Source organism: Cupriavidus sp. WS (assembly GCF_000395345.1).
Classification (GTDB): Bacteria; Pseudomonadota; Gammaproteobacteria; order Burkholderiales; family Burkholderiaceae; genus Cupriavidus; species Cupriavidus basilensis_B.
In genome coordinates this window covers 1-23,063 of the sequence record NZ_AQPL01000329.1, presented here as the reverse complement: position 1 = coordinate 23,063, position 23,063 = coordinate 1, and the positions used below count along the sequence as shown (strand labels likewise).

At 67.5% G+C, this 23,063-nt stretch carries 23 protein-coding genes; 4 read left to right on the top strand and 19 right to left on the bottom strand.

All coding sequences use genetic code 11. The annotated features are described in order from the left end of the window. Positions 1 to 95: 95 nt before the first annotated feature. The 8 genes from lepA to fabF all read right to left on the bottom strand — a co-directional run bounded on the left by lepA (position 96) and on the right by fabF (position 8,288). Positions 96 to 1,889 carry a translation elongation factor 4 gene (gene lepA / locus K206_RS0124965; RefSeq protein WP_020205114.1) on the bottom strand — a complete coding sequence of 598 codons (1,794 nt, stop codon included), beginning with the start codon at positions 1,887 to 1,889 and terminating at the stop codon, positions 96 to 98. Between the two features lie 169 nt (positions 1,890 to 2,058). Continuing rightward, a complete protein-coding gene (locus tag K206_RS0124960) occupies positions 2,059 to 2,337 on the bottom strand; it encodes a glutaredoxin family protein (protein WP_020205113.1) in 279 nt (92 codons plus the stop codon). A 9-nt stretch (positions 2,338 to 2,346) separates the two neighbouring features. After that, positions 2,347 to 3,807: a Do family serine endopeptidase gene (locus K206_RS0124955; RefSeq protein WP_020205112.1), complete on the bottom strand. Its 1,461-nt coding sequence runs from the start codon at positions 3,805 to 3,807 to the stop codon at positions 2,347 to 2,349. Positions 3,808 to 3,962: 155 nt separating this feature from the next. Beyond that, entirely contained in the window at positions 3,963 to 5,039 is a 1,077-nt protein-coding gene (locus tag K206_RS0124950) for a MucB/RseB C-terminal domain-containing protein (protein ID WP_029044052.1), read from the bottom strand. Between the two features lie 8 nt (positions 5,040 to 5,047). Further along, positions 5,048 to 5,677 (bottom strand): sigma-E factor negative regulatory protein, encoded by a 630-nt coding sequence (locus tag K206_RS0124945; protein ID WP_043367076.1) that lies wholly within the window; start codon positions 5,675 to 5,677, stop codon positions 5,048 to 5,050. Positions 5,678 to 5,842: 165 nt separating this feature from the next. After that, on the bottom strand, positions 5,843 to 6,442 hold the full coding sequence (gene rpoE, locus K206_RS0124940) for an RNA polymerase sigma factor RpoE (protein WP_020205109.1): 600 nt from the start codon (positions 6,440 to 6,442) through the stop codon (positions 5,843 to 5,845). A 129-nt stretch (positions 6,443 to 6,571) separates the two neighbouring features. Continuing rightward, positions 6,572 to 7,027, bottom strand: coding sequence for a hypothetical protein (locus tag K206_RS0124935; RefSeq protein ID WP_231401674.1), 456 nt, complete (start codon positions 7,025 to 7,027; stop codon positions 6,572 to 6,574). Positions 7,028 to 7,094: 67 nt separating this feature from the next. Continuing rightward, positions 7,095 to 8,288 (bottom strand): beta-ketoacyl-ACP synthase II, encoded by a 1,194-nt coding sequence (gene fabF / locus K206_RS0124930; protein WP_231401673.1) that lies wholly within the window; start codon positions 8,286 to 8,288, stop codon positions 7,095 to 7,097. Between fabF and K206_RS44380 the strand changes: the two genes are divergently transcribed. After that, on the top strand, positions 8,199 to 8,540 hold the full coding sequence (locus K206_RS44380) for a hypothetical protein (protein WP_231401675.1): 342 nt from the start codon (positions 8,199 to 8,201) through the stop codon (positions 8,538 to 8,540). The two genes, fabF and K206_RS44380, sit on opposite strands and share 90 nt — an antisense overlap. Here K206_RS44380 and acpP read toward each other — a convergent pair. From acpP to K206_RS0124895, 7 genes are all read right to left on the bottom strand, one after another. Next, positions 8,530 to 8,769, bottom strand: coding sequence for an acyl carrier protein (gene acpP, locus K206_RS0124925; RefSeq protein ID WP_008644813.1), 240 nt, complete (start codon positions 8,767 to 8,769; stop codon positions 8,530 to 8,532). The two genes, K206_RS44380 and acpP, sit on opposite strands and share 11 nt — an antisense overlap. A 170-nt stretch (positions 8,770 to 8,939) precedes the next feature. Continuing rightward, positions 8,940 to 9,689, bottom strand: a complete 750-nt coding sequence (fabG, locus tag K206_RS0124920) for a 3-oxoacyl-ACP reductase FabG (protein ID WP_020205106.1) — start codon at positions 9,687 to 9,689, stop codon at positions 8,940 to 8,942. Between the two features lie 20 nt (positions 9,690 to 9,709). Then, positions 9,710 to 10,645: an ACP S-malonyltransferase gene (gene fabD, locus K206_RS0124915; RefSeq protein WP_020423891.1), complete on the bottom strand. Its 936-nt coding sequence runs from the start codon at positions 10,643 to 10,645 to the stop codon at positions 9,710 to 9,712. A 71-nt stretch (positions 10,646 to 10,716) separates the two neighbouring features. Continuing rightward, positions 10,717 to 11,697 carry a beta-ketoacyl-ACP synthase III gene (locus K206_RS0124910; RefSeq protein WP_020205104.1) on the bottom strand — a complete coding sequence of 327 codons (981 nt, stop codon included), beginning with the start codon at positions 11,695 to 11,697 and terminating at the stop codon, positions 10,717 to 10,719. A gap of 59 nt (positions 11,698 to 11,756) precedes the next feature. Further along, complete coding sequence (plsX, locus tag K206_RS0124905; protein ID WP_029044050.1) at positions 11,757 to 12,833, bottom strand: phosphate acyltransferase PlsX; 1,077 nt, start codon at positions 12,831 to 12,833, stop codon at positions 11,757 to 11,759. A 165-nt stretch (positions 12,834 to 12,998) separates the two neighbouring features. Further along, positions 12,999 to 13,178, bottom strand: coding sequence for a 50S ribosomal protein L32 (rpmF, locus tag K206_RS0124900; protein ID WP_010814675.1), 180 nt, complete (start codon positions 13,176 to 13,178; stop codon positions 12,999 to 13,001). A 121-nt stretch (positions 13,179 to 13,299) separates the two neighbouring features. After that, entirely contained in the window at positions 13,300 to 13,905 is a 606-nt protein-coding gene (locus K206_RS0124895; RefSeq protein WP_020205102.1) for a DUF177 domain-containing protein, read from the bottom strand. Positions 13,906 to 14,150: 245 nt separating this feature from the next. Here K206_RS0124895 and K206_RS0124890 point away from each other — a divergent pair, with 245 nt between their 5' ends. Beyond that, on the top strand, positions 14,151 to 14,750 hold the full coding sequence (locus tag K206_RS0124890) for a Maf-like protein (RefSeq protein ID WP_020205101.1): 600 nt from the start codon (positions 14,151 to 14,153) through the stop codon (positions 14,748 to 14,750). 33 nt (positions 14,751 to 14,783) lie between these two features. Beyond that, positions 14,784 to 15,515, top strand: a complete 732-nt coding sequence (locus tag K206_RS0124885; protein ID WP_020205100.1) for an SAM-dependent methyltransferase — start codon at positions 14,784 to 14,786, stop codon at positions 15,513 to 15,515. 75 nt (positions 15,516 to 15,590) lie between these two features. Here the strand turns inward: K206_RS0124885 and K206_RS0124880 are convergent, their stop codons facing one another. The 4 genes from K206_RS0124880 to K206_RS0124865 are packed head-to-tail and all read right to left on the bottom strand — an operon-like array spanning position 15,591 to position 18,870. Next, positions 15,591 to 16,739: a S49 family peptidase gene (locus tag K206_RS0124880; RefSeq protein WP_020205099.1), complete on the bottom strand. Its 1,149-nt coding sequence runs from the start codon at positions 16,737 to 16,739 to the stop codon at positions 15,591 to 15,593. 44 nt (positions 16,740 to 16,783) lie between these two features. Next, positions 16,784 to 17,197, bottom strand: a complete 414-nt coding sequence (locus tag K206_RS0124875; protein WP_029044049.1) for a Rieske 2Fe-2S domain-containing protein — start codon at positions 17,195 to 17,197, stop codon at positions 16,784 to 16,786. Next, on the bottom strand, positions 17,190 to 17,849 hold the full coding sequence (locus K206_RS0124870; protein WP_020205097.1) for an HAD-IA family hydrolase: 660 nt from the start codon (positions 17,847 to 17,849) through the stop codon (positions 17,190 to 17,192). Before K206_RS0124870 ends, K206_RS0124875 begins: the two co-directional genes overlap by 8 nt. A gap of 19 nt (positions 17,850 to 17,868) precedes the next feature. Beyond that, entirely contained in the window at positions 17,869 to 18,870 is a 1,002-nt protein-coding gene (locus tag K206_RS0124865; RefSeq protein ID WP_029044048.1) for an RluA family pseudouridine synthase, read from the bottom strand. A gap of 770 nt (positions 18,871 to 19,640) precedes the next feature. Between K206_RS0124865 and K206_RS0124860 the strand changes: the two genes are divergently transcribed. Next, positions 19,641 to 22,811, top strand: a complete 3,171-nt coding sequence (locus K206_RS0124860) for an Rne/Rng family ribonuclease (protein ID WP_029044047.1) — start codon at positions 19,641 to 19,643, stop codon at positions 22,809 to 22,811. The last annotated feature ends 252 nt before the right edge of the window (positions 22,812 to 23,063 follow it).

Genomic DNA, 23,063 nt, shown 5'->3' with positions numbered 1-23,063 from the left:
GCTAGATCGTGGTGATGTTTTGTTAGAGTCCGCTTCGCCCGCGGCCAGGCGCAAGCCCGGCCCGGTTGCCTTGTTGCCTTGCTACCCTGCCCGCCTTACTTGTCGCTCACCTGCAGGATCGCCAGGAAGGCTTCCTGCGGAATTTCCACCGTGCCCACCTGCTTCATGCGCTTCTTGCCCGCCTTCTGCTTCTCGAGCAGCTTCTTCTTGCGCGAGATGTCGCCGCCGTAGCACTTGGCCAGCACGTTCTTGCGCAGCGCCTTGACGTTCTCGCGCGCGATGATGTTCGCGCCGATGGTGGCCTGGATGGCCACGTCGTACATCTGGCGCGGGATGATCTCGCGCATCTTGGACACCACCTCGCGGCCGCGATACTGCGAGTTGCTCCGGTGCACGATCACCGACAGCGCGTCGACCTTGTCGCCGTTGATCAGGATGTCGACCTTGACCACGTCGGCGGCGCGGTACTCCTTGAACTCGTAGTCCATCGAGGCGTAGCCGCGCGACACCGACTTGAGCCGGTCGAAGAAGTCCATGACGATTTCCGCCATCGGGATCTCGTACGTGAGCTGCACCTGCTTGCCGTGGTAGCTCATGTTGATCTGCGTGCCGCGCTTCTGCGTGCATAGCGTGATCACCGAGCCGACGTAGTCCTGCGGCATGTACAGGTTGACCGTGACGATCGGCTCGAGGATGTCCTCGATGCGGCTCGGGTCCGGCATCTTGGCCGGGTTCTCCACGGTCAGCATGGTGCCGTCGCGCATCTTGACCTGGTACACCACCGTCGGCGCGGTGGTGATCAGGTCCATGTCGAATTCGCGCTCCAGGCGCTCCTGCACGATCTCCATGTGCAGCAGGCCGAGGAAGCCGCAGCGGAAGCCGAAGCCGAGCGCCTGCGACACTTCGGGCTCGTACTGCAGCGAGGCGTCGTTGAGCTTGAGCTTCTCGAGCGATTCGCGCAGCGCTTCGTACTGGTTGGCCTCGACCGGATACAGGCCGGCGAACACCTGCGGCTTGACTTCCTTGAAGCCCGGCAGCGGCGCGGCGGCCTTGCGCGCCATGTTGGTGATGGTGTCGCCCACCTTGGCGGCCTTCAGTTCCTTGATGCCGGCGATGACGAAGCCCACCTGCCCGGCCGTCAGCGCCTCGCGCTGCAGCGACTTGGGCGAGAACACGCCGACCTGCTCGACCAGGTGCTGCGAGCCGGTGGCCATCAGCAGCACCTTGTCCTTGGGGCGCAGCGTGCCGTTGACCACGCGCACCAGCATCACCACGCCGACGTAGTTGTCGAACCACGAGTCGATGATCAGCGCCTGCAGCGGCGCGGCCGCGTCGCCCTTGGGCGCGGGCACGCGCGCGATCATGGCCTCGATCACGTCCTGCACGCCGACGCCGGTCTTGGCCGAGCACGGCGTGGCGTCCTGCGCGTCGATGCCGATCACTTCCTCGATCTCGCGGATGGCGTTTTCCGGGTCGGCCTGCGGCAGATCGATCTTGTTGAGCACCGGCACCACTTCCACGCCGAGCTCGATCGCGGTGTAGCAGTTGGCGACGGTCTGCGCTTCCACGCCCTGCGAGGCGTCCACCACCAGCAGCGCGCCTTCGCAGGCGGACAGCGAGCGGCTCACTTCGTAGCTGAAGTCGACGTGCCCCGGGGTGTCGATCAGGTTCAGGTTGTAGATCTGGCCGTCGCGCGCCTTGTAGTTCAGCGCCGCGGTCTGGGCCTTGATGGTGATGCCGCGCTCCTTCTCGATGTCCATCGAGTCGAGCACCTGCGCCTCCATCTCGCGATCGGACAGGCCTCCGCACAGTTGGATGATGCGGTCGGCCAGGGTCGATTTGCCGTGGTCGATGTGGGCGATGATCGAGAAGTTGCGGATATGGTCCATCGGATGTTCAGGGGTGCGCCTTTTCTCGCCTGGAGGTGCCCGCCAGGGCACGCCGGACGGCGCAGCGGCTATGAACGGCCTGGAACCGGCACCCTGCCGGGCACGCGCCGTTCCGGGCCGCAAGGTTGGTGGCGCGGATTTTGCGCCAAAGCGCGATTTTACCGTACTTTCAAGGACTTCCGTATGGCGAGATGGCTTGCGCCGCCAGCCACGCCCGCACCCGCGGGACGTCGAGGAAATAGTGGCACAGCTCGTCGCCGGCACCCGCGGGCGTGCCGGTCATCAGCACCGGCACCAGCTCGCCGAAGCGGGCCTCGGTGGCGGCGTCGGCATCGACGTCCACCTCGTGCAGGACAAAGGAAAAATCGCGCCGGAGCGGCTCCAGCGCGATCTTCATGTCCTCGCACAGATGGCAGTAGGTCCTGCCATACAGCGTGAGCGCGGTCATGGGAACGGGCTAGCGCGAGGAAACCGTGCCCGGCCGCAGCGTCAGCACCTGGGTGGCGTCGCCGCGCCTGACGAACACCGCGGCGATCTTGCCCTTGTCCAGGCCCTTGACCAGTTCGTTGAACTGGCGCGGGCTGGTCACGTCGCTGTCGCCCAGGCGCAGGATGATGTCGCCCGGGCGGATGCCGGCGCGCTGGGCCGGGCCGTCGGCCTGCTCGACTTCCACCCCGGACTTGATCTTCAGCTCCTTGAGCTTGGCGTCCGGGATCTCGTTGACGATCAGCCCCAGCGCGTTGGGCTTGGCCGCCTGCGCGGCGCCGTCGTCGCGCGGCGCATTGCCGTTGCGCGCCTTGACCTTGGTGTCGGCATCCAGCTCGGCCACGGTGATGTTGACGTCGCGCGTCGCGCCCTTGCGCCACAACTGCAGCGGCACGCGCGTGCCCGGCTTGATGTCGCCGACCATGCGCGGCAGGTCCGAAGCCTTCTCGATGTCGCGGCCGTTGAACTTCAGGATGATGTCGCCGGCCTCGATGCCGGCCTTCTCGGCGGGCCCGCCCGGCTCCACGCTGCCCACCAGCGCGCCGCGCGCGCGGCCCAGGCCGAGCGAGTCGGCGACTTCCTTGGTCACGTCGCCGATGGCCACGGCGATGCGTCCGCGCGTGACCTTGCCGTTCGCCTTGAGCTGCTCGGTCACGCGCATCGCCTCGTCGATGGGAATCGCGAAGGAAATGCCCATGTAGCCGCCGCTGCGGCTGTAGATCTGCGAATTGATGCCGATCACTTCGCCGCGCAGGTTGATCAGCGGGCCGCCCGAGTTGCCGGGGTTGACGGCCACGTCGGTCTGGATGAACGGCAGGTAGTCGCCGGTGTCGCGTCCCTTGGCGGAGACGATGCCGGCGGTCACGCTGTTGTCGAGGCCGAACGGCGAGCCGATCGCCAGCACCCATTCGCCCGCGCGCACCTTGTCGGAGTCGCCGAGCGTGAGCTTGGGCAGGCCGGTGGCGTCGACCTTGAGCAGCGCCACGTCGGTGCGCTTGTCCGAGCCGATCAGCCTGGCCTTGAATTCGCGCTTGTCGGGCAGCGTGACGTAGATGGTATCCGCGTCGGCCACCACATGCGCGTTGGTCATCACATAGCCGTCCTGGCTGATGACGAAACCGGACCCGACCCCGCGGCTCTGCTCCTCGCCCTGCGGCGGCTGGCCGCGGCGCGGCGCGCCCGGCGGCATGGGCGTGCCCGGCGCGCCGGGCATCGGCACGCCGAAGAAGCGGCGGAAGAACTCGGCCATTTCATCGTCGTCGGGGCTGCCGTTGCCGCGCGCGCGCACCCGCTCGGTGGTGCGGATATTGACGACGGCCGGCCCGGTCTTGTCGACCAGATCGGTGAAATCGGGCAGCCCGTAGGACTGCGCGGCGGCCTGCGCATGGCTCACTTCTGCGACCAGCGGCGCAAACGCGAGAATGGCAGCCATGAGCACGGTCCGAGCCAAGGCTGGAGATCTTGGTGACATCATCGACTCCCGGAAATCGGCAAAAAGGAAGGAAACGGGGCTTCGGAGGGGCCGTAGCGCGGCGCGCCCGCGGCGGGGAGCCGCGGCGCCACCGGCGGCCCGGAGCGCGGGCCAGCTCAGTGCGCCTTCGGCGGTGGCTTGTATTCTACCGCCGAGGCGAACTGGCGGACGGTGGCGGGCGGCACTTCGCCCACCACGGTGATCCAGAAATCGGCGACGCGCCGCACCACCACCTGGGTGGCGCCCAGCGAGGCGACGCCTTCGCGGCGCACGCGCTGCTCGGAAACCGGCTCGATGAACACCGACAGCCCGGTCAGCCCGTCGCTGTAGACGATCTGGAGCACCTCGAAGACCTGCCCGCGCGGGTTGGCCTGCGGCGAGCGCAGTTCGCCGAGCGGGCGGCGGACCTCGCGGATCTTCATGAAGCCCTTGACCGGAATCCCGATGCTCCAGCCCTCGTCGGCGATGTTGGCCGGCTGGTTGGTGACTTCGTAGTGATTCCAGGAACTGGCGTTCTTGATGGCGGTGAGAATGCGCTGCTTTTCCGAGGGCACGCCGATCTCGACCTGCGAGAACGCGACCTGCTCGAGCACCTTGCCGCCCTCGCCCACGGTCTGGGCGCGCATCAGCAGCCCGGAGTTCTTCTCGGCCCACAGCCGCACGGCATAACGCGCGGCATCGTGCGGATCGAGCGAGAACACTTCGCATTCGACCCCGGCGACGCGCTCGCCGGGCAGCTTGCGCATCTCGTAGATGTCGAGGACATCGCTTTTGTTGGTCGCCAGCAGGGCCGGGAAGCGGTCCTTCGCTTCCTGCTTTTCCACCACCACCAGCTTGGCCTCGGGGATCAGGCTGTGCACGACGTCGTTCTGGCGCAGCACTTCGCGCGGCTTGCCGTCCAGCGTTTCCAGCCGTTCGTATTCGTTGTTGACCAGGTCGCTGTAGTGCTGGATGCGCGAGGCATGCATCACGCTGCCACGCTGATAGATCAGCGTGCCGACATAATTCTCGCGCTGGGCCGCGCGGTGGATCTTGTTGAGCCAGGCCGTCGCATCCCGCCGGGCCAGGGTATTGTCCGCCGGCTGCGCGCCTGCCGCAGCCGCAGTCAGACACAAGGCCAGAAAAAAGGACCTGCGAAGGGCCCTTATTCTGCGTGCGCCCGCTACGTTGGCGGGCGACCATCCTTTATGCATGTCCGGCATTATTCCTGCGAATTGTCCTGAGAAAAGTTTGCACTGTTGACAACGGTGCGCATGGTCGGGACGACCGCGTCGGTGGCCACCGACACCCGGTGGGCACGCAGGTATTCGTCAAGGCGCGGATCGCGGATCATCTGCGCGCTGTCGGCGGAAACGGTCACGATGCCACCGGCCTTGGGCACGGCGGGCTGCTCGGCACGCGCCACCACGGCATCGGGCGCGCCCACGTCGCCGGTGCCGCGCATCTGCGGCACCACGACCCAGCTCACGGCCGCCACGGCGGCGGCGATGGCCGTGCCCGGCATCACCCGGCGCACCCACGAAGGCTTGAACAGCATGCGATGCGCCGCCGCCTGCTGGGCCACGGCGGGCACCAGCACGTGCGGTTCGCTGTCGAGACGCGCGGAAAAGCGGGAGAGGAAATCGTCGGTCGAGCCGGCATGCGTCAGTTCTTCCGAACGCAGGGCATCGCCGATCAGCTGGAACGTGGTCCAGCTTGCCATGCCGTCCTCGCCCTTGGCGAGATCCAGTACGGCGTTGACTTCGTGCGGCGCCAGCTCGCCATCCATCAGCGCGGAGATCTGCTCCGCTGCTTCCACTACATGAACCGACTGCTTATGAGCCTGACCCATTTCCCACCCCTAGAAAAACCATTGAACACCGACAATCCCGTCTGACTGCTTTTGTCGTTTATCGATGCAGGAATAGGCTGCAACGCTGGCCGCACGACATTTTCTTACCACTTACCGCCGTCTTGCTACTTACCGTTTACCACTGACTTGCCGCCGATTTACCGCTTACCATCGCTTGCCCTCTGCCGTTCCCAGCAGCGGACGCAATTTCTCGGCGATCGCCTCGCGCGCCCGGAAGATGCGTGATCGGACCGTTCCGATCGGACACCCCATCGCCTCGGAAATCTCCTCATAGCTGAGGCCCTCGATTTCGCGAAGCGTGATTGCCGTGCGCAGTTCTTCCGGCAGGGCTTCCATCGCCCGGTTGACCGTTTCGGCCACCTGTCGGGTATGGAGCATCGACTCCGGCGTATTGATATCTCTTAGTTGCTCGCCATCCGCAAAAGTTTCAGCCTCTTCGGCATCGATGTCGCTGGTGGCTTCCGGCCTGCGCCCCTGGGTTGCCAGGTAGTTCTTTGCCGTGTTCACCGCAATCCGGTACAACCAGGTGTAGAACGCCGACTCACCGCGGAATTGCGGCAAGGCACGATACGCCTTGATGAAGGCGTCCTGTGCCACATCCTCCACTTCCGCCGAATCCCGCACCAAGCGCGAAATGAGCCTGATGATCTTGCGGTGGTATTTGGCCACCAGCAGTTCAAAGGCCCGCTTATCGCCCTTCTGGACGCGTTCAACGAGGAGCTGATCGGCTTCGCGTTCGCTCACGAATGGTTCACCTGCAGTGTATCTCTTGGTATCGTCTTCACGACAAACGTTGTATTTTACCTACGTAGCCGGCGCACGGTCAGTGCGTTGCAACGCATTTTGTGACGAATGGTTGCAGCGCGGCGCCGCTCATGCTGCCTCGCGCGCCGGCGCCTGTTCGCGCCGCGCCGCGCCGAGTGCGCGCCTCAGTGCCCGCAGGGAATCGGAAGCCGCGGCTCCCGGGCCGATGATCAATGTCCGCGGCGGCGTGCCGCTGGCCGGCTCCAGCGCCAGCACGAGCGCTAGGCCGCCCAGGTCCCAGCTGCCGGCGACCCGCGCCACCGCATCGGCGCCGGTATGCAGGCGGACCAGGATGGCGGGCCGTCCCGCAGCACCGCCGTGCCCCGGCGCCAGTCCGGCATAGGTGCAGCCGGCGGCCCGCCAGAGCGCGGGCCAGTGGCTCAGGAGCCAGCCGCCGGCTGCCGCCGCGGCCAGCGCCGGCAGCCACTGCGCCAGGCCCCAGCCTTCGGGAGAACGCGCCAGGCTCCACGCGGCCTCGCGCGCGAGCAGCGCAAGCGCCGCCAGTTCGCCGGCCAGGAACAGCACCAAGACCCACCGCAGGCGATGGGTCCCGAGCGAAGTCCGGAGGAGCGTCACCCGGCGGCTGCCGGGTTCAGACGCGGCGGAAGACAAGCGTGCCGTTGGTGCCGCCGAAACCGAAGTTGTTCTTCACCGCGACGTCGATCTTCAGGTCGCGTGCCGTGTTGGCCACGTAGTCCAGGTCGCATTCGGGATCCTGGCTGAAGATGTTGATGGTCGGCGGCGAGACCTGGTGGTGCAGCGCCAGCACGGTGAAGACGGATTCGAGGCCGCCGGCGCCGCCCAGCAGGTGGCCGGTCATCGACTTGGTCGAATTCACGGCCATCTTGTAGGCGTGGTCGCCGAAAGCCAGCTTGATGGCTTCGCTTTCGTTCTTGTCGCCCAGCGGGGTCGACGTGCCGTGCGCGTTCAGGTAGCCCACCTCGTCCGCGTTGATGCGGGCGTCCTTGAGCGCGTTGACCATGCAGCGGCGCGGGCCGTCCATGTTGGGCGCGGTCATGTGGTAGGCGTCCCCGCTCATGCCGAAGCCGATCAGTTCCGCGTAGATCCTGGCGCCGCGCGCCTTGGCCGACTCGTACTCCTCGATCATCATCACGCCGGCGCCTTCGCCCAGCACGAAACCGTCGCGGTCCTTGTCCCACGGACGGGAGGCGGCGGCGGGATCGTCGTTGCGGGTCGACAGCGCGCGCGCGGCGGCGAAACCGCCGATGCCCAGCGGCGACACGGTCGATTCGGCGCCGCCCGCGAGCATGGCATCGGCATCGCCGGCCTGGATCAGGCGGGCCGCCAGGCCGATGCTGTGCAGGCCGGTGGTGCAGGCCGTCACCACGGCCAGGTTCGGGCCCTTGAGTCCGTGATAGATGGACAGGTGGCCCGAGATCATGTTGATGATCGAACCCGGCACGAAGAACGGCGAGATCCGGCGCGGACCGCGGTTGGTCAGCTCGGCGTGGGTATCCTCGATCATCGGCAGGCCGCCGATGCCCGAGCCGACCAGCACGCCGACGCGGTCGGCATTGGCTTCGGACACCACGTAGCCGCTGTCCTTCAGCGCCTGCGTCCCCGCTGCGATGCCATAGTGGATGAACGTATCCATATGGCGGGCTTCCTTGGCGGGGATGTAGTCCTCGGCCTTGAAACCCTTCACTTCGCCGGCGAAGTGCACGGCTAGCGCGGAATGATCGAATTTGGTGATGGTGGCGATGCCAGACTGACCAGCAACCAGATTGGCCCAGCCCTCGGCAACCGTGTTTCCGACCGGAGACACAAGGCCAAGCCCAGTGACGACGACGCGACGACGGCTCACTATGATTTCCTACGGGTACGTGAAGCAGAACCGGAACGACGACCGGCGCCGGCCATGACAGCCTTGCGCCAGGCCACGCCGGTCACGGCGCGGCATATCCGATTGTGCTTCTTCGAACAGACGAAAGCCACAGAAAACAGCGCGGACGACCCTGCGGCCGGTCCGCCTGTTTTCTGTGGCTCGGAATCCAGATACGACAGGCTCAGGCCTTGACGTGTGCGGTGGCGTAATCGATGGCCTGTTGCACGGTCGTGATCTTTTCGGCTTCCTCATCGGGAATTTCCATGCCGAATTCATCTTCCAACGCCATCACGAGCTCAACCGTGTCCAGCGAATCCGCACCGAGATCGTTCACGAACGAGGATTCGTTCTTGATGTCAGCCTCGGCCACGCCGAGTTGCTCTGCCACGATTTTCTTGACGCGTTGTTCGATATTGTCCATGTAACCCTCCAGGGAAGTTCGACAAAAAGTGGGCGCATTTTAGCAGGTTTGGACCATAAAAATCCCACCCGCCTTCCATTGCAAGAACCGCGCCCGTTCAGTTCAAAAAACAACCACTTCACACGGCATCTACCGGCTTCTCCCTCGAAACCGTCCGCCGTGAAACGTGATCAATTCATGTACATGCCACCATTCACATGGAGCGTCGTACCGGTAATGTAGGCTGCCTGGGGGCCGGCCAGGAAAGCCACCGCATGCGCGATGTCTTCCGGCTGGCCGAGGCGGCCCAGCGGGATCTGGGTCTTCAGTGCCGCGTGCTGCTCATCCGACAGGACCTTGGTCATGTCGGTGTCGATGAAGCCCGGCGCCACGCAGTTCACGGTCACGTTGCGGCTGCCGATCTCGCGCGCCAGCGCGCGGCTCATGCCTTCCACGCCGGCCTTGGCGGCGGCGTAGTTCATCTGGCCCGGGTTGCCGGTCGAGCCGACCACCGAGGTGATATTGATGATACGGCCGCCGCGCGCCTTCATCATCGGGCGCAGCACCGCGCGCGACAGGCGGAACACCGCGGTCAGGTTGGTCTCGATCACCGCGCTCCAGTCCTCGTCCTTCATGCGCATGGCGAGCTGGTCCTGCGTGATGCCCGCGTTGTTGACGAGGATGCCGAGGCCGCCGTGCGCCTTGACCAGTCCGTCGATCAGCGCCTCGGATGCCGCGGCGTCGTTGACGTTGAGCACCGCGCCGCGGCCCGTGCCGCCGGCCGCGGCCAGGTATTCGCCGATGGCGGCCGCACCCGCCTCGCTGGTGGCGGTGCCGATCACGGTGGCGCCCTGGGCAGCCAGCTCGAGCGCGATGGCGCGGCCGATGCCGCGCGAGGCGCCCGTTACCAGCGCGACCTGGTTTTCCAGAGTTTTCGTCATAGCGTTGGTCCTTTCTTGCCTTACTTGAGCAGCGCCAGCGTGTCCTGCAGCGAGGCCGGATCGAAGATCGCGCCGCCGGTCAGGTTGCCGTCGATGCGCTTGGTCATGCCCGCCAGCACCTTGCCGGGGCCGCACTCGATCACGTGGGTGACGCCCTCGGCGGCCATCTTCTGCACGCACTCGACCCAGCGCACCGGCGCCGCGGCCTGGCGCACCAGCGCGTCCTTGATCGCCTGCGGGTCGCTGACGATGGCCACGTCCACGTTGTTGACCAGGGGAATGGCGGGCGCGCCGAAGGCCATGCCGGCCATGCGCTCGCGCAGGCGGTCCGACGCCGGCTTGAGCAGCGACGAGTGGAACGGCGCCGACACCGGCAGCGGCAGCGCGCGCTTGGCGCCGCGCGCCTTGGCCAGTTCGCAGGCCTTCTCCACGGCCGCCTTGTTGCCGGCGATCACCACCTGCGACGGCGCGTTGAAATTCACCGCTTCCACCACGCCGACGCCCGCGGCCGAAGCCTCGGCGCAGGCGGCGCGCACGTCGTCGTCGGACAGGCCGAGGATGGCGGCCATGCCGCCCTCGCCCACCGGCACGGCTTCCTGCATCGCCTGCGCGCGGAAGCGCACCAGCGGCACCGCCTCGGCGAACGGGATCACGCCGGCGGCCACCAGCGCGGAATACTCGCCGAGGCTGTGGCCGGCCACCAGCGCCGGCGCCGCGCCGCCCGCGTCGATCCACGCGCGGTAGATCGCCACGGCCGCGGTCAGCATGACCGGCTGGGTATTGGTGGTGAGGTTCAGTTCCTCGGCCGGGCCTTCGGCGATCAGGCGGCCCAGGTCCTGCCCGAGCGCGGCCGAGGCTTCTTCCAGCGTGGCGCGCACGACGGCGTTGTCGGCGAACGCATTGAGCATGCCGACCGCCTGCGAGCCCTGGCCGGGGAATACAAAGGAAAATTTCATCGCAATCGAATCTTAAAGAGGAACACCGCGAAAAACGCAGCGGCGTGGCGGCGCCGCGGCGCCGCCGGATGTCACATGCGCGCCAGCACCGCGCCCCAGGTGAAGCCGCCGCCCACGCCTTCCATCAGCACGTGATGGCCCGGGCGGATGCGGCCGTCGCGCACCGCCACGTCCAGCGCCAGCGGGATCGAGGCGGCCGAGGTGTTGCCGTGCTCGTGCACGGTCGCCACCATGCGCTCGGGCGGCAGGCCGAGCTTCCTGCCGGTGCTCTGCATGATGCGGATGTTGGCCTGGTGCGGCACCAGCCAGTCGATCTTCTCGGCCGGGAACTGCGCGCCGGCGAGCGCCTCGCGGGCAACCTTGTCGAGCACCGTGACCGCGAGCTTGAACACCGCCTGGCCGTCCATGTGCAGGAACGCATTGCCGGTGATGCTGCCGCCCGACACGTTGCCCGGCACGCACAGGATGTCGACGTGGCTGCCGTCGGCATGCATCGCCGCGGACAGGATGCCGGGTTCCTCGGACGCCGACAGGACCACCGCGCCGGCGCCGTCGCCGAACAGCACGCAGGTGGTGCGGTCATTGAAGTCGAGAATGCGCGAGAACACTTCCGCGCCGATCACCAGCGCGTTGCGGTGCGAGCCGCTGCGGATGAATTTCTCGGCCGTGGACAGCGCGTAGACGAACCCCGAGCACACGGCCTGCATGTCGAACGCGGCGCAGCCGTTGGTGATGCCGAGCTTCTGCTGCACCAGGCAGGCGGCGCTCGGGAACACGAAATCCGGCGTGGACGTCGCCACGATGATCAGGTCGATGCTCTGGCGGTCGATGCCGGCGGCTTCCAGCGCGCGCTCGGCGGCCTTGACGGCCAGGTCGCTGCTGGTGACGTCCGGCTCGGCCCAGTGGCGCGCCGAGATGCCGCTGCGCGAGAAGATCCATTCGTCGCTGGTCTCGATGCCCTTCTCAGCCAGTTGCGCCGCGAGTTCTTGATTGGTGACACGCCGCGGAGGCAGATAGCTCCCGGTCCCGATGATTTTTGCGTAGCTTGTCATGTAGTGTCGGATCGATCGTGTGGCCACGGGTCGTCGCCCGCGGCATCTGCATCAGAACCTCAGGCGGCGTACGGGCTTGGACTAGGATCCTGGGCACCTGACTGCGGGCCGGAAGCCGGAGTGCTGTTACCTGACTTGTTGGCGAAAGCCTGAATGGTGCGAGCGATCACACCATTACTGGCCGCATCATACCCGCGTTTGATGGCCCACTCAAAAGCGTGCGCGTCGGCCGAGCCGTGGCTCTTGATCACCAGCCCGCGCAGGCCCAGCAGCGATGCGCCGTTGTAGCGCGCGGGGTCGAGCCGCCGGGACAGGCGCTTGAGCACCGGCATGGCCAGGCCCGCCAGCAGCCGGGTGAACCACGAGCGCGTGAATTCTTCCTTGATCATGTTGCCGATCATCTTGGCCAGGCCTTCGCTGCTCTTGAGCGCGACGTTGCCGACGAAACCGTCGCACACCACGATGTCGGTGGTGCCCTTGAAGATGTCGTTGCCTTCCACGTTGCCGTAGAAATTGAGCTCGGAAGCGCGCAGCAGCTCGCCGGCGCGCTTGACCACGTCGTTGCCCTTGATCACTTCCTCGCCGATGTTGAGCAGGCCGACGCTGGGGCGTTCCTTGTGGTCCACCACCGCGACCATCGCCTCGGCCATGCGCGCGAACTGCAGCAGGTGCTCGGGCCCGCAGTCGGCGTTGGCGCCGAGGTCGAGCACCGTGGTGCCCCAGCCCTGCTCGTTGGGAATGGAAGTGGCGATCGCCGGGCGCTCGATGCCTTCGAGCGTCTTGAGCACGTAGCGCGACACCGCCATCAGCGCGCCGGTGTTGCCCGCCGAGATGCAGGCGTCGGCCAGACCCTCCTTGACCTGGGTCACGGCCACGCGCATCGAGGAATCCTTCTTCCTGCGCAGCGCCACCTCGACCGGGTCGTCCATCGTAATGACTTCGGTCGCGGCCACGACGCGCACGCGCGGATGATCGAGCGCTTGCAGCTTGGCGAGCTGCGCCTCGATGCTGTCGCGCAGGCCCACCAGCACCACCTCGGCGTCGCTGTGGCTGGAGAGAAAACTGATCGCTGCCGGGATCGTCACGTCAACGCCGTGATCGCCACCCATGCAGTCGATAGCTAGTTTGATCGTCATTGTTTCCTGGTGCACAAGCGCCTATCGGCATGACTTGAAGGCCGGAAGCCTGCACTGCGGTGCGCTGCGAGCGCGCAACAAAAAAGCGGCAACGATTTTGCCGCTTTTTTGTTTTCGACCTACCAACGTGCGCGTACGAGACGCAAAGTCACGCCGAACGATCTGTCAGTCGTTCTTGGTCTTGATGACCTTGCGGCCACGATAGTAGCCGTTCGGGCTCACGTGGTGACGCAGGTGGGTTTCGCCCGTGGTCGGTTCCACCGCCAGCGGCGCGGCCGACAGATGATCGTGCGAACGGTGCATGCCGCGCTTGGACGGCGACTTCTTGTTCTGTTGAACTGCCATGATGACTCCTTCGAGAATTTTTCAATGGTAACACACGCATCCCGCACGAGGCGTAGCCGGGCCCGGCCGGATGCTGATCCTGGTGCCTTGCGGACGCTGCCTGAATACCGGCGGACCGGCGTCAGTGCTTCGTCTTCAGGCCGGCCAGCGCCGCAAAGGGCGAAGGCCGTTTTTCTTCTTCCGGCGGTTCCTCGGGTTCGGGTTCCGCCAGACCGTCCGCCCCGGTGACGAGGCTTTCGTGCACCTCGGGGCAGACGTCGTGCTTGGGTGCCACCGGCAGGGCCAGCAGCACTTCATCTTCAATCAGCGTCAGCAGGTCGAAGCGCCGGGCGCCGACGATCACGTCGACTTCGTCGTCGTCCATCGATGCCGCATCAGCCTCTTCCTCGCTGGCCACCACTTCGAAACACATGTCGGTGGCGATGTCCTGCGCAAACACCCGCAGGCAGCGCTGGCAATCGAGCCACACGCGGCCGTCCACGGTCAGGTCGACGAACAGGCGCTGCGTGGCCGGCGCGCCGGGTTCGCCCTCTTCTTCCTCGACAAAGCCGGAAAGCGCATAGGCGAACACTTCATCCGCCGCCGATGCTGGCGCTTGCGCCGCGGTCTCGGCTATGATGCGCGGCAAATCGCGTGCCGCGACTTCGCCGGCGGCCTCGCCGCCAGCGCGGCAGAACGCGAAGAGATCGAGCGCACGCGGGTCAATCGGCTGGGTCGGCTGGGTCATGTCTTGTCGTGCCGTTCGTCGTGCCTCGCCGGCGCCGCCGGCCGCTTCCGGCGCACTGGGGCGCAGGCGCATTGGCGGCGCGGAACATGGCCCCGGAGCCGCAAACCGCAGGCGGTATACACGGATACGCACAGCGATGCGCCGGACTTGCTCGGCTAAACACACGATTATACGTCGATTTTTCGTCCGCGGTCAAAAATTTGGAAGACGGCAATACGCCGCTTTCCCTTTCCACTCAATTACTTATGTCGCAACCTTCCCGCCCCGCCCTGATCCTCGGCTCCAGCTCGCCCTACCGCCGCGCGCTGCTGGAGCGCCTGCGCATTCCCTTCGCGGTGGCGGTGCCGGACATCGACGAGACCCCGCTCGCCGGCGAAAGCCCCGAGGCCACCGCGCTGCGGCTGTCGCGCGCCAAGGCGCAGGAGATCGCCGGGCGCCATCCGGGCGCGCTGGTGATCGGCTCCGATCAGGTCGCCACGCTCGACGGCGCGCAGATCGGCAAGCCCGGCTCGCACGAGAAGGCGCTGGCGCAACTGCGGCTGATGCGCGGGCGCACCGTCACTTTCCATTCCGCGCTGTGCCTGCTCGACGGCCGCACCGGCGAAGCGCAGCTGGCCGACGTGCAGACGCGCGCCACCTTCCGCGAGCTGCCCGACGACGAACTGGAAGCCTACCTGCGCCTCGAGCGCCCGTATGACGTGGCCGGCAGCGCCAAGTCGGAGGGGCTCGGCATCGCGCTGCTGTCGCACATGGAATCCGACGACCCCACCGCGCTGGTGGGCCTGCCGCTGATCGCACTGACCACCATGCTGCGCCACGCCGGCTACCCGCTCTTCCAGCACTGAGCGCGCCAACCAAGACAACGACGGAAACCAAGCATGAGCGGCATCCTCTACCTGATCCCCAACACGCTGGGCAAGCGCGACGAGAGCGACCCGCTGCCGGACGTGATCCCGGCCGGCGTGCAGCAGATCGCGGCCCGGCTCGACTACCTCGTGGCGGAAAACGCCAAGACCGCGCGGGCCTTCCTGAAAAAGCTCGGCGAGACCTGCCCGCTGGCCAGGCCGGTCCAGCAGATCGAGATCCGCGAGCTCAACGTCAACACGCGCGACGACGCGCTCGCCGCCCTGCTCGCCCCGATCCGCGCGGGCCGCGACGGCGGCCTGCTGTCCGAGGCCGGCGTGCCGGCGGTGGCCGACCCCGGCGCCAACCTGGTGCGCCTGGCGCATGCCAGGGGCGTGCGCGTGCGCCCGCTGGTGGGGCCCAGCTCGATCCTGCTGGCGGTGATGGGCTCCGGCCTGAACGGCCAGAGCTTTGCCTTCAACGGCTACCTGCCGGTCGACGCGGGCGAGCGCGCCCAGCGCCTGCGCGAGCTGGAACAGCTCTCGCGCAAGGCGCACCAGACCCAGGTCTGGATCGAGACGCCCTACCGCAACGGCCAGTTGCTCGAAGCGCTGCGCCAGCACTGCGCGGGCACCACCATGCTGTCGATCGCGGTGGACCTGACGCTGCCGGGCGAGACCATCGTCACGCTGCCGATCGCCGAGTGGCGCCCCGAACGGCTGGCGCTGCACAAGCGCCCGGCCATCTTCTCGCTGCTGGCGGGCTGACCGGCATCCGGGCAGCCCGCAAACGAAAAAACGGGGCGTCGCCGCCCCGTTTCCGTTCCTTGCGCCCTCGCCCGCTCAGTGAATCGCCTGCAGGCGCGTGCCGAACAGCATGGTCTTCATCGCCGCGGTGCCCATCGCCGCGCCGAAGCGCTTGGCCACGCGCTCGGCGATGTTTTCCTTGACCGTGTAGTCGACGATGTCCTCGGCCTTGAACAGGTCGCGCGCCACGTAGTCCGCGTTGCCCAGGCCGTCGGCCAGGCCCAGCTCGATGCTGCGCTCGCCGGACCAGAACAGGCCGGAGAACAGGTCCGGGTCGTCCTTGAGGCGGTCGCCGCGGCCTTCCTTGACCACGTCGATGAACTGCTGGTGGATCTGCTTGAGCATGGTCTCGGCGTACTGCTTCTGCCGCGGCACCTGCGGCGAGAACGGGTCGAGCATGCCCTTGTTGGCGCCGGAGGTGTAGAGCCGGCGCTCCACGCCGAGCTTGTCCATCAGACCGGTGAAGCCGAAGCCGTCCATCAGCACGCCGATGGAGCCGACGATGCTCGCCTTGTCCACGTAGATCTTGTCCGCCGCCGCGGCCACGTAATAGCCGCCCGAGGCGCAGATCTCCTCCACCACCACGTAGAACGGCTTGTTCGGGTAGAGCGTGCGCAGGCGGTGGATCTCGTCGTTGATCATGCCGGCCTGCACCGGCGAGCCGCCCGGCGAGTTGATCTTGAGGATGATGCCGGCGGCATTGGTGTCGGCGAACGCCGCCTGCAGCGCGGCGTTGATCGATTCGGCGCTGGCCGGCGTGCCGGCGGCGATCTCGCCGTCCAGCGACACCATCGCCGTGTGGCGGCCGGACGTGGCGGTGATGCTGCCGTCGCCCTTGAAGTCGAAGATCGCGAAGAAGACCAGCGCGAACAGCGCCACGCCCACGAAGCGGAAGAAGATGCGCCAGCGGCGCGCGGCGCGCTGCTCGCGCAGGGTGGCCATCAGCACCTTCTCCAGCACGTCGCGCTCCCAGCCGGCGCCGGTCGGCACCGGGCCGCTGCCACCGCCCGCCAGGCGCGCGCGGCGCTCGCCGGCTTCGCGCCGGGCCGCGTCGTCGCCGGCGCGCAGGTCCTGCTCCAGCGGGAAATCGGCGTGCGCGGCGGTTTCCAGCCGTTCGTCGGCGGACCCGGCCGGCTCCTGCGGCTTGCCGGTTTCGTCCTGCGGCGGTTTTTGCTGTTCAGTCATGCAGTTGGCTCTTGGTTCGCTCTTGGTTGTCGGTGAGGGTCGGGCTAGGCAGACGGCGTGGCAGGTGCCTCGGCGGGTGCCTCGTAGGGGCTTTCCGGCACCCAGTAGACGCTGCCGTCATGCTCTTCCACGCGCAGCCGGGACAGCGACGCGCCGCGGCAAGGACCGCCCACGCACAGCCCGCTGTCCGGTGCATAAATCGCGCCATGTGTGGCGCACATCAAGTATAGGCCCGAGGACTCGAAAAACTGGCCTTCCTGCCAGTCGAGCTCCATCGGCACGTGCGCGCACTGGTTCAGGTAGCCGTGCACGGCGCCGTCGAAGCGCACCGCAAAGGCGCCCACCTGGCGCCCGCCGATCCCGACCACGAAGCGCACGCCGGCGCCGCCGTCGGCCAGGTCCTGCGCCGCGCACAGCCGGCGCGCGCCCGCCGCTATCGCCAATGGTGTTTCAGGCATGCGTCAGCAACCAGTCCTTGAGGTCAGCGATCGAGGCCGCGCAGTGCACCGGCGCCATCGCGCGCAGCGCATCCGCCGGATGCGCGCCGTAGCCCACGCCGATGCCGGCGGCCCCGGCATTGGCCGCCATCTGCAGATCGTGCGTGGTGTCGCCGATCATCACGGTGCGCTCCATCTCCTGCCCGAGCTCGCGCGTGAGTTCCTGCAGCATGGCCGGATGCGGCTTGGAGAAGGTTTCGTCGGCGCAGCGGGTGCCGTCGAACAGCGGCCCGAGGCCGGTGGCCTGCAGCGCGCGCTGCAGGCCTACCCGCGTCTTGCCAGTGGCCACGCCGAGGAAGTAGTGCTGCGCATGCAATGCCTCGAGCATCTCGCGCACGCCGTCGAACAGCACCAGCTCCGCGTCGCGGGTCAGGAAGTGGAAGCGGTAGCGCTCGGCCAGCTTGGGATAGTCGGCCGGGTCCAGCGTCGGCACGGCGTAGGACAGCGCATCCTTGAGCCCCAGTCCGATCACGTGGCTGGCGGCGCTGTCGTCGGGCACCGGCAGGCCAAGGTCGCGGCTGGCCAGTTGTATGCATTTGGCGATGGTCGGGGTGGAATCCATCAGGGTGCCATCCCAGTCGAACACGATCAGGTCGAAACGTTGCCTGGCCATTGATTTCCTTGTCGGCGCCTCAGTCGTGGGCGCGCTGGTTGCGGGCTTGCTGCAGGAAGGCTTCGCATTCCGGCGGCATGGGGGCGGTGACGGTGACGCTCTCGCCACTTGCCGGGTGCGTGAAGGTCAGGCTGTGCGCGTGCAGGAACATGCGCTTGAGGCCCGGATTGGCGCCGCTGCGGGCCAGCGCCTTGTTCAGGCCGTAGTCGCCGTACTTCTCGTCGCCGAGGATGGGAAAGCCCGAATGCGCCAGGTGGACCCGGATCTGGTGGGTGCGGCCGGTCTTCAGCTCCGCCTCCAGCAGCGTGAAGCCCGGCAGCACTTCCAGGCGGTTGAAGATGGTGTGCGACGGCAGGCCGTCGTCCTGGACGCGCACGCGGCGCTCGCCGTCGGCCGTGGTGTATTTATATAGCGGCAGCTTCACGTGCTGCCGGGCGTTGTCGAAATGGCCGGCCACGCAGGCGAAATAGCGCTTGTCGAGCGCGTTGCCGCGGATCTGCTCGTGCAGGCCGACCAGCGCGCTGCGCTTCTTGGCCAGCATCAGCAGGCCGGAGGTTTCGCGGTCGAGCCGGTGCACCAGTTCGAGAAAGCGCGCCTGCGGGCGCGCGCGGCGCAGTTGCTCGATGACCCCGAACGCCACCCCCGAGCCGCCATGCACGGCCACGCCGGCCGGCTTGTCGATCACCAGCAGGTGCTCGTCCTCGAATACCACCGGAAAGCTGGCCGCGGGCACGAAACGGGCATGATCGGATGCCTTTTCCGCCACGCGCATCGGAGGAATGCGCACGATGTCGCCCATGCAGAGGCGATAGGTGGCATCCACCCGGCCCTTGTTGACGCGCACTTCCCCGGACCGCAGGATGCGGTAGACATGGCTCTTGGGCACGCCCTTGGACAGCTTCAGCAGGAAGTTGTCGATGCGCTGGCCCTCGGCCTCTTCGCCAATTGTTATATACGCCACCTGGGGTGCGGCCGCGGCGGCCCGCACCTCTTTTTCAATTTGATGGCGTAACTCATTCATTTTCAATATAATTTCCTCGCTGTCCCGGCCAAAGACCGGCAGCGCAAGTCAGGTGTAGGCGATTCGTCGTATTTTACACTTTGGGTTGCCGCCAGCCCTGCCAGCCTCCCGCTTCTTTGCGTACCCCGCGAGCCCGCGGCTGGTGAATGGCGGCAAAAACGCAGCACGCACGGTATCGCCCGCGCAGGAAGTTGCCCGAAGGCGACTTCGGCGCTGACGGCGGTCACGTGGGAAGAGTGTTCAGGTAGAACAGAATTTGATCGCGGATGCCCTGTTGGCATCCGCTCTGGTGAGAGAAGTCCCGCCCGCACCGGGAAACGGTGCCGCCGGCATGCTTCAGACGCCGCCTGACTGGTTTATTACCGGCGCCCGGTCGCAGAACTCCAAGAAGTAGTAGGTGCGCCCGCCAGGAGATGTCAGGTAGCGAAGCAGCATTGCCGTGTCGACAAACTTGCTCTTTGACGCGTCCTAGGCCTTCCGCGGCCGGCCGCGGTGCGACCGGCGCCCTTTGCGCCCGCGCCGCCGCCCATGCCAGCCGGAAACCCGCCGGAAACGCTGCGCAGAGCAGCACGCCGGCGTTCTCTCCGACCATGCGGACGGCGCTTCGACGTCGTTACCTCTCTTTCACCCGCGCCCAGCCGGGCCGCGCCTGTCGGCGCGCCGGCGCTTTTGGCAATTCTCGCGCCCTCGCTCGCTCCCTCGCGTGCTCCACGGAACGCTGCGGGCACCGCATGCCGGTGCAATCCGCGGCATTGGAGTGAGGTAATGCGATGAAACGCATGTTGTTCAACGCGACGCAGCAGGAAGAATTGCGCGTCGCCATCGTCGATGGTCAGAAACTGATCGACATCGACATCGAGGCTGCCGGGCGCGAACAGCGCAAGGGCAATATCTACAAGGGCGTCATCACCCGCATCGAGCCGTCGCTGGAGGCCTGCTTCGTCAACTACGGCGAAGAGCGCCACGGCTTCCTGCCGTTCAAGGAAGTCGCGCGCGCCTTCTTCAAGGAAGGCGTGGACGTGCGCAACGCGCGCATCCAGGACGCGCTGCACGAAGGCCAGGAACTGATCGTCCAGGTCGAGAAGGAAGAGCGCGGCAACAAGGGCGCGGCCCTGACCACGTTCATCTCGCTGGCCGGCCGCTACCTGGTGCTGATGCCCAACAACCCGCGCGGCGGCGGCGTGTCGCGCCGCATCGAGGGCGAGGACCGCCAGGAACTGCGCGAGACGATGGGCCAGCTGACCGTCCCCGACGGCATGAGCATCATCGCCCGCACCGCCGGCATCGGCCGCTCGGCCGAGGAACTGCAGTGGGACCTGAACTACCTGCTGCAGCTGTGGAAGGCCATCGACGGCGCCGCCGGCGACAACAAGGCCCCGCTGCTGATCTATCTCGAATCCAGCCTGGTGATCCGCGCCATCCGCGATTATTTCCAGCCGGACATCGGCGAGATCCTGATCGACACCGACGAAATCTACGAGCAGGCCCGCGCCTTCATGAGCGTGGTCATGCCCGACAACATGAACCGCGTGAAGAAGTACCGGGACGACGTGCCCCTCTTCTCGCGCTTCCAGATCGAGCACCAGATCGAATCGGCCTACTCGCGCATGGTCATGCTGCCCTCGGGCGGCGCCATCGTGATCGACCACACCGAGGCGCTGGTCTCGGTGGACGTCAACTCGGCGCGCGCCACCAAGGGCGCCGACATCGAGGAAACGGCGCTGCGCACCAACCTCGAAGCCGCCGACGAGATCGCCCGCCAGCTGCGCCTGCGCGACCTGGGCGGCCTGATCGTGATCGACTTCATCGACATGGAAGCCAGCAAGGCCCAGAAGGACGTGGAAACGCGCCTCAAGGACGCCCTGCGCCATGACCGCGCCCGCGTGCAGATGGGCAAGATCAGCCGCTTCGGCCTGATGGAGCTGTCGCGCCAGCGCCTGCGCCCGTCGCTGTCGGAAGGCTCGCACATCACCTGCCCGCGCTGCAACGGCACCGGCCACATCCGCGACACCGAATCCTCCGCGCTGCAGGTGCTGCGCATCATCCAGGAAGAAGGGATGAAGGAGAACACGGCCGCCATCCACTGCCAGGTGCCGGTGGAAGTGGCCGCGTTCCTGCTCAACGAGAAGCGCCAGGACATCAACCTGATCGAGATGCGCTTCAAGGTCAACGTGCTGCTGATCCCGAACAAGCACCTCGAGACCCCGCACTACAAGCTCGAGCGCCTGCGCCACGACGACCCGCGCCTGGAAGACAGCACCGCCAGCTACAAGATGGCCGAGGCCGCCGCCAAGGAACTGGAAGCCGACACCAGCTACAGCAGCCGCAAGAAGGAAGACGCCAAGCCGCGCCAGGAAGCCGCCGTCAAGGGCATCACGCCCGAGCAGCCGGCGCCGGTGTCGGTGCCGCGCCCCGAGCGTCCCGCGCGCGTCGAGCCGCCGGTGGCCCGCCCGGTGGTGCCGGCCACCCAGCCGGTGGCCAGCGGCGGCTTCATGGGCTGGCTCAAGGGCCTGTTCGGCGCCAAGCCGGTGGCTCCCGCGGCGGAACCCGCCAAGCCGGCCGAGTCGGAACAGCGCAGCGGCGACAGCCGCCGCGAACGCGGCCAGCGTGGCGAACGCGGTGAAAGCCGCGGCGAGCGCGGCCAGCGTGCCGAACGCGGTGAACGCGGTGAACGCGGTGAACGCGGCGGCGAGCGTGGCGACCGCCAGGGCCGCGGCCAGCGCGGCGAGCGCGCGCCGCAGGAACGTGGCGAGCGCGGTGAGCGCGTCGAACGTGGCGAACGCACGGAACGCGGCGAACGCAACGGCCGCGCCCCGCGCCAGGCCGCGCTGGAAGCCCAGCCGGCACGCCCGCAGCCCGAAGGCGCCGCAGCCGAGCGCACCGAAGGCCGTGGCGAAGGCCGCCGCGACCGCAACCAGGAGCGCCGCGAGCGCCAGCGCGAACGCCAGCGCGAGCGCGGCGAGGCACCGCGTGAGGACGAAAACGGCGAAGGCCTGGCAGCCGAAGCCGCCAGCGCCGCCGTGGCTACCGTGACCGCGCCGGCGATCCAGCGCGACGAGGCCGACAACGCACGCGCCGACCTGCAGGAAGCGCCGGAAGGCGCCGCCAACGGCGAAGGCAGCGAAGGCGAGGAACGCCGCCGCCGCAACCGCCGTGGTCGCAACCGCTATCGCCGCGAACGCGACGACAGCGTGCAGGCCGGGGAAAACGCCGAGGGCGCCGAGGGCGCCGAGGGCGCCGAAGGTGCCGAAGGTGCCGAGGGCGAGGAAGCAGCCGAGCCGCGCGAAGCGGTAGCCGTGGCAGCCGTAGCCCCGGCCGCCGCAGTCCAGACCGTCGAGGTCGTCGAGACCATCGAAGCGGTGGTGGCCGAATCCGTGGCCGCCGTGGCCGCCGAGCCGGTGCCGAGCGCCCCGGCCTATCAGCCCGCCGAGGTCGCCGAAGTTGCGGCGGCGCCGACGGTGCTGCCGGCCGAAGTGCTGGCCACCCCGGTGGCCGAGCCCGTCGAAGCCGCGGCGCCCGCGCCGGTGGCTGAAACCGCCGCGGAGGAAACCGTGGCCGCCAGCCCGGCCGCCTACGCGCCGCAGCCGGCCGCACCGGCTCCCGTGGCGCAAGCCGTTGTCCAGGCGCCCGCTCCGGTGGAAGCGCCTGCGGAAGTGCCGGTAGCAGCACCCGTGGCAGCGCCTGCCCCGGTGGCCGCCGCCGTTGCTCCGGCAGCGGCCCCGGCAAGCCTGGAAAACCTGCAGCCGATGCTCGCCTCCGCCGGCCTGGAGTGGGTGAACACCGACAGCAGCAAGCTGCGCGCGGCGCAGGAAGCCGCCGCCAGCCTCCCGCCGGCACCGCGCGTGGTACGCGAGCGCAAGCCGCTGCCGCCGCTGCCGGAAGGCCCGATGGTGCTGGTCGAGACGGCGCCCGCCGCCAAGGAAACGACGCCGCAGGAATAAGCGGCTTCGCCAGGCAGCAAGGAAAGGGACGGCGATGCCGTCCCTTTTTTCATATCCGCACGCCGCGTTGGCGCCCGTCCGGCCCGGCGGCAACGGCGCGGGCGCAGGCTCGGCTAGAATGACAGCATGATGGCGCCCCCGATGGCGCCCCACGATATAGCGCCCCAATACGGCGCCCGAGGACAGCACCCGCAACCAGCCCCGCCTGTCCGCCTTCGCCCCCACCCCAGGCCATGACCGAAACCGTCATCC

Excerpts from the sequence above, each read along its gene's own strand:
- lepA (WP_020205114.1), bottom strand. The coding sequence starts at position 1,889 with ATGGACCATATCCGCAACTTCTCGATCATCGCCCACATCGACCACGGC.
- K206_RS0124960 (WP_020205113.1), bottom strand. The coding sequence starts at position 2,337 with ATGACCGCGCTCACGCTGTATGGCAGGACCTACTGCCATCTGTGCGAG.
- K206_RS0124955 (WP_020205112.1), bottom strand. The coding sequence starts at position 3,807 with ATGGCTGCCATTCTCGCGTTTGCGCCGCTGGTCGCAGAAGTGAGCCAT.
- K206_RS0124950 (WP_029044052.1), bottom strand. The coding sequence starts at position 5,039 with ATGCATAAAGGATGGTCGCCCGCCAACGTAGCGGGCGCACGCAGAATA.
- K206_RS0124945 (WP_043367076.1), bottom strand. The coding sequence starts at position 5,677 with ATGGGTCAGGCTCATAAGCAGTCGGTTCATGTAGTGGAAGCAGCGGAG.
- K206_RS44380 (WP_231401675.1), top strand. The coding sequence starts at position 8,199 with ATGATCGAATTTGGTGATGGTGGCGATGCCAGACTGACCAGCAACCAG.
- acpP (WP_008644813.1), bottom strand. The coding sequence starts at position 8,769 with ATGGACAATATCGAACAACGCGTCAAGAAAATCGTGGCAGAGCAACTC.
- fabG (WP_020205106.1), bottom strand. The coding sequence starts at position 9,689 with ATGACGAAAACTCTGGAAAACCAGGTCGCGCTGGTAACGGGCGCCTCG.
- fabD (WP_020423891.1), bottom strand. The coding sequence starts at position 10,645 with ATGAAATTTTCCTTTGTATTCCCCGGCCAGGGCTCGCAGGCGGTCGGC.
- K206_RS0124910 (WP_020205104.1), bottom strand. The coding sequence starts at position 11,697 with ATGACAAGCTACGCAAAAATCATCGGGACCGGGAGCTATCTGCCTCCG.
- plsX (WP_029044050.1), bottom strand. The coding sequence starts at position 12,833 with ATGACGATCAAACTAGCTATCGACTGCATGGGTGGCGATCACGGCGTT.
- rpmF (WP_010814675.1), bottom strand. The coding sequence starts at position 13,178 with ATGGCAGTTCAACAGAACAAGAAGTCGCCGTCCAAGCGCGGCATGCAC.
- K206_RS0124895 (WP_020205102.1), bottom strand. The coding sequence starts at position 13,905 with ATGACCCAGCCGACCCAGCCGATTGACCCGCGTGCGCTCGATCTCTTC.
- K206_RS0124890 (WP_020205101.1), top strand. The coding sequence starts at position 14,151 with ATGTCGCAACCTTCCCGCCCCGCCCTGATCCTCGGCTCCAGCTCGCCC.
- K206_RS0124885 (WP_020205100.1), top strand. The coding sequence starts at position 14,784 with ATGAGCGGCATCCTCTACCTGATCCCCAACACGCTGGGCAAGCGCGAC.
- K206_RS0124880 (WP_020205099.1), bottom strand. The coding sequence starts at position 16,739 with ATGACTGAACAGCAAAAACCGCCGCAGGACGAAACCGGCAAGCCGCAG.
- K206_RS0124875 (WP_029044049.1), bottom strand. The coding sequence starts at position 17,197 with ATGCCTGAAACACCATTGGCGATAGCGGCGGGCGCGCGCCGGCTGTGC.
- K206_RS0124870 (WP_020205097.1), bottom strand. The coding sequence starts at position 17,849 with ATGGCCAGGCAACGTTTCGACCTGATCGTGTTCGACTGGGATGGCACC.
- K206_RS0124865 (WP_029044048.1), bottom strand. The coding sequence starts at position 18,870 with ATGAATGAGTTACGCCATCAAATTGAAAAAGAGGTGCGGGCCGCCGCG.
- K206_RS0124860 (WP_029044047.1), top strand. The coding sequence starts at position 19,641 with ATGAAACGCATGTTGTTCAACGCGACGCAGCAGGAAGAATTGCGCGTC.